The sequence below is a fragment of the Deltaproteobacteria bacterium genome (assembly GCA_018668695.1).
Lineage (GTDB): Bacteria > Myxococcota > XYA12-FULL-58-9 > XYA12-FULL-58-9 > JABJBS01 > JABJBS01.
Map to the genome: position 1 here is coordinate 1 of JABJBS010000165.1, position 4,972 is coordinate 4,972.

Here is a 4,972-nt window from a genome sequence, read left to right on the forward strand (position 1 = left end):
AAGCGACCCAAGCAATACCTCAGATCTGGGCTACCCGGATTTAGCAAGTGTCTATGCCAAAGACAGAGTCTTGGAAGTTCAAGTCGATATCCACGAAGACGATTGGAACCAATTGCGCTTTGAGCGCCGTTCCATGACCGGAATTTTCGGCGAGAATTGTGAGCAAGGCATCGGGCTCGGCGAAACGCCCTACAACTACTATCCGGCCTCGGTGACCGTAGACGACACCGTACTCGACAATATCGGTGTGCGAACCAAAGGGCTACTTGGCTCCATCAACCCCGCTCGGCCATCGCTTAAAATGAGTCTACATAAATTCATTGAGACCGATGACCTCTATTTTGAAGAAACCAAACGTTTTACCTTCAACAACCAAAACCAAGACCAGTCCCGGATGCGCACCTGTATGGCTTATTATATTTTTGCCGCGGCCGGTGTTCCTGCTTCCATGTGCAACTTTGCCCATATCCAAGTTAATGAAAGCGACTTCGGTATTTACGCCAATGTTGAAGCCATCAAGAAGCCTCTTCTCGCCCGCGTATTTGGTGATGATTCTGGCAACCTATACGAAGGCACCGCCTCGGATATTCGCGCCGGCGGTTTCATGGTCAGAGTGGAGAAAAAGACCAACGAGGTAGAGGATGACTGGAATGACCTCTACCAGCTTCGCGATGCCGTCGAGGCACCCGATGAGACTTTTCGCGATGAAATCGAAGCCATCTTAAACCTTGATGCGTTCATCAACTTTTGGGCCTCCGAAGCCATCATTGGTCACTGGGACGGGTTCACCGGGAACGCTAACAATTACTTTCTCTACAACAACCCAGTGGATGGAAAATTTCACTTCATCCCCTGGGGACCTGATGGAACCTTCGTGAGAACGCGAGGTGGATTCAGCGCTTCGGAAGAGGGAGATCCGACCACAGTCTTTGCTCAATCTAAGCTTGCTCGGCGCCTCTGGAACGAGCCAGATATTAGAACCCGCTATCAAGAGCGCGTTGAGCAGCTACTCGCAGATGTTTGGAAAGAAGAAGAGCTGATCGCGGAAGTCACGCGTATCCAAGCGATGGTCGAAGAATTTATACCCAGCGCCAACCGCAACGGGTTTCTCCAAAACATTTCTGACCTGCGCGATTACATCAATGTTGTAAGAGCTGATTACGAAGCAGAGTTCGCCGCCGGTATTCCTGAATTTATCTCGCAGGTAAGCGAAAACTTCGCGTGTATGACACCTATCGGAAACCTGACCATCAACCTCTCAACAACCTGGGGAACCGACGGTGCTGCCAATCCTTTTGAATCCGGTTCTGGGACCGCAACTGGAAATTATGCCAGCACTGAATTGGATTTCCCTTTCATCGGCGCAACAGCTGGTACACCTGAAGGGAGCAATGATGGTGACATGGTGGCTATCACCGCGGTCATGCCTGCATCAGAGGACTTCAGCACCTTTTTTGCCCTACTCATCAACATGCCCGAATGGCTCGTACAACCGAATACGACTGTGCCAATTAATGGCAAAGAGGTAAGCGGATTCTTTGTCAGATTCGTACCAGCTACGGGTGCATTCCAACTCATGGGTTTTGTTGGCGGGACCGAAATCCAATTTGGAGATGCAGGGACTAACGAAGGTGATACCATAGACGCCACGATTGAACTTGAAGTATGGGGCGGCGGCGGAGGCGGTAACAACTACGGAACCCCAGTGGAGCCCCCGGACGATTTTGGCGGTGATGGCAGTGGCGGTGATGATGAAGACGATGGCAGTAAGTAGCCATCGACGCTGGCTAGATTTAGCCGCTCACGAATAAATCTTATCGACCACCCGTGAGAAAGCCCGGCTCGTCTCAGTTTGCAACACGTGCGTACCGTCTCGAACAATCCATTTTCCACCCACCATCACATCTTTTATAGCACGAGAATCTGCCGAAAAGATGATGCCTGCAAGTAGGCTTGAATCATCAAGTCCGGCAAGGTGTGGGTCATCTAGGTCGACGGACATCAAATCACCCCAAAGGCCCGGTGAAAGACGCCCAGCATCAAGTCCGAGAGCCTGCGCACCACCTACCGTAGCTGCGGTTAAACATGGTTCGGCGGCATCTTCGCCTTCGTTAAATACCAAGGCGGTTCTTTTTTCAGTTCGCAGGCGTTCGTTCATTTCTAAACGCTTGGCTTCCTCTAAAACACTGCTCAAGGTTTGACCATCTGTACCGAGGCTCAAAGGCACACCCGCCTTCAAAAGCGCGGTCGTTTCTAAAATACCGTCGCCTAAATCCGCTTCCGTGGAAGGACACACACACACCATAGCCCCGCTTTTCTTGATCGACCATGCCTCTCCTGGCTCGAGATGAGTGGCATGAACCAAGGTCGTGAGGCCATCCAACACGCCCCGCTCCGCTAAAAGTCCCACCGGGCCAAGCCCATGGTGAAACTTGCACCGCTCTACCTCTAGGCGTTGCTCACTGGCGTGCATGTGAAAAGGGAGCTGGGTCAAATTCGTCTTCAGGGCAACTATCGCCTCAATGGGCATCGCCCGAACACTGTGTGCAGCGACGCCAACCGACACGCGTTCATCTTCAAGTCGGTAAACCGTACCCAGTAACGCTTCGATACAGCCCAAAGAAACATCCAGGCTTGATTCACAAAAACGCAATTGATGCTTCGATGGCTCGCGATCAAAGTCGCCGCGCAGATAAACGGTACGCAAAAGTACAATTCGGATGCCTACATCACGGGCAGCTCGAATCACCGCATCGGCCATTTCCGACGGGTCGACGTACGCCTGGCCGGTGGGTCGGTGGTGAACATAGTGAAATTCACCCACAGACGTGACGCCATTGAGCGCCATTTCCAAGAAGGCCTGGCGTGCGATCACATAAACATCGGAGGGTTCCAAGACTGCCGCGGCGCGGTACATCGCATTGCGCCAAGTCCAAAAATTGTCTTCCGCGGGTCCTCTTGTTTGAGTGCGGCCGCGCAGAACCCTTTGAAATGAATGAGAATGCGCGTTGATGGTCCCGGGAAGCAATGCACGCCTGGGTAGAGTGAGGTCAGGTTCACCTAATTGCGAGGATGGGCCAACATTTTGAATACGCCCTGCATCATTGATTTCAATGACCCAATCAGTGTGCGGGGTCGAGCCTACAAAAATGCGATCTGCGCTGATTTTCATAACCTTTTCGTACTCTTAGTTGCTGCACTGCGCAACCCACAGAAGCATTCAGAGGTCCTACGAAACCACCTTGACAAGGTTGATCGAGTTGGAAAGAGTTAAAGAGAGAGGAAAAAGCCATGCGCGATGAGTCGACAAACGATCAGAAAGCCCAACAAATCGTGGGCAGTGATTCGCAAAATGATACCCGAGAAGAGGAGAGTGGCAAACTCGCAGAGATTGCCGGTGAGCAGGAAACTAAACCAGGCGGTTTAATGGTATTCTTCGTGACCTCATCCCAAACCCGGCTGCCGAGCCGGTACCGGCGTCGCCGTAGACGCGCCTCCACCCGGCTTGCTCATATGCGCCGCCGTGAGCTGAGTTATACCGGCCCCAATTCCAACGATATTGGACGCTGATCCCGATCGAGTTTTGATACGATCCCGGATTGGTCCCATTTATAAGCACCAAATTTAGTGCCATCGCGGATTTCCGGCTTATCAGGTCGGGAAATGTGGTCCGAAGTATATTAACTTCCCTGATTTTGCTTAATTTTCCGATTCGGAGTATAAATCCACTAAGGTTTCAAGCCGAAACCAAAAGAATAGCTATTTTCATGGCTCTAAAGCTTTGAAATTGCTCTCGTAAGAGTTAATAAAGGCGCCTCCTCGCGGTGACACCTGTCACCAAAAGGGCTCTAAATTTATTTCGGCAACTAGGAAGTATTTATGGGCATATACACCAACAAGAAGGGCCTCGACCTTCCTATTACAGGCTCTCCGCGGCAAGTAATTGAAGATTCTCCAGAAACTCCCAAAGTAGCCATCGTCGCCACTGAATTTGTGGGCATGAAAGCCCGCATGGCAGTGGATATCGGTGATGAGGTCAAACGCGGCCAGCTACTCTTTGAAGACCGTAAGAACCCCGGCGTTCTCTTTACTGCTCCTGGAGCGGGTAAAGTCACTGCGATCAATCGCGGCGCTAAACGGGCTCTACTGTCTATGGTCATCGAATTAAGCGATGCTGAAAAGTCGGGCACGACAAGTGACTCTGACCATGTGAGCTTTGAAAGCTACACAGGCAAAGCTGGCGATGAACTTACTGGAGATGAAGTTCGAGCATTATTAATCGAGTCCGGTGAGTGGACGGCCATTCGGCAACGTCCTTACTCACGGGTAGCACCCGTGGATGGCAACGTACCTGCGATTTTTATTACCGCAGCCGATACCCATCCTCTGGCGCCAAGCGTCGATGTAGCAATCGAAGCCAACCAGGAAGCTTTCGAAGCCGGTGTTCGCGCTTTGAGAAAGCTCACCGATGGCGACGTTTTTCTCTGCGCGATGCAAAACTCCAAGGTGACCTCCACGGATTGTAAGGTCGAGGTCTTTGACGGCCCTCACCCCGCGGGCACCCCCGGTTTTCACATCCACACTTTGATGCCAGTCAACCGCAAACGCGCGGCATGGTACATCGGGTATCAGGACGTCATCGCAATCGGCCACTTGCTCGCAACCGGCAAGGTCTTCACCGACCGTGTTGTTTCGCTCGCAGGTCCAGCTGTTAAAGACCCTCGGCTTGTGAAAACTCGCCGTGGTGCAAGTACTTTAGCGCTGACCGACGGCCAGCTTAAGCCAGGCGAGAACCGCGTTATTGCAGGCTCCGTTTTAGGCGGACGCACTGCCGGTTGTGACGTTCAAGGATACCTTGGACGATTCAACAACCAGGTAAGCGTGCTTCCTGAAGGCCGTGAACGCGAATTTTTGGGTTGGCTTTCGCCAGGCGAAAATCGCTTCAGCGTGAGTGCGGCATTTATGTCCAAAC

The 4,972-nt window shown here is 52.0% G+C and carries 4 protein-coding genes; 3 read left to right on the plus strand and 1 reads right to left on the minus strand.

Going from position 1 to position 4,972, the window contains the following annotated elements:
- Positions 1–1,774 (plus strand): hypothetical protein (locus HOK28_08655; protein ID MBT6433146.1); only part of this gene is annotated, 1,774 nt, incomplete at its 5' end.
- 27 nt (positions 1,775–1,801) lie between these two features.
- Here HOK28_08655 and HOK28_08660 read toward each other — a convergent pair.
- On the minus strand, positions 1,802–3,172 hold the full coding sequence (locus HOK28_08660; protein MBT6433147.1) for a formimidoylglutamate deiminase: 1,371 nt from the start codon (positions 3,170–3,172) through the stop codon (positions 1,802–1,804).
- Positions 3,173–3,291: 119 nt separating this feature from the next.
- On the opposite strand from HOK28_08660, the gene HOK28_08665 reads away from it, so the two are divergent.
- Positions 3,292–3,570, plus strand: a complete 279-nt coding sequence (locus HOK28_08665; protein ID MBT6433148.1) for a hypothetical protein — start codon at positions 3,292–3,294, stop codon at positions 3,568–3,570.
- A 309-nt stretch (positions 3,571–3,879) separates the two neighbouring features.
- Positions 3,880–4,972: NADH:ubiquinone reductase (Na(+)-transporting) subunit A (gene nqrA / locus HOK28_08670; protein ID MBT6433149.1), on the plus strand; the 1,093-nt coding region annotated here is incomplete at its 3' end.

What these genes read in the sequence shown, in the direction of transcription:
- HOK28_08665 (MBT6433148.1), top strand. Translation starts at nt 3,292, where the DNA reads ATGCGCGATGAGTCGACAAACGATCAGAAAGCCCAACAAATCGTGGGC.
- HOK28_08660 (MBT6433147.1), bottom strand. Translation starts at nt 3,172, where the DNA reads ATGAAAATCAGCGCAGATCGCATTTTTGTAGGCTCGACCCCGCACACT.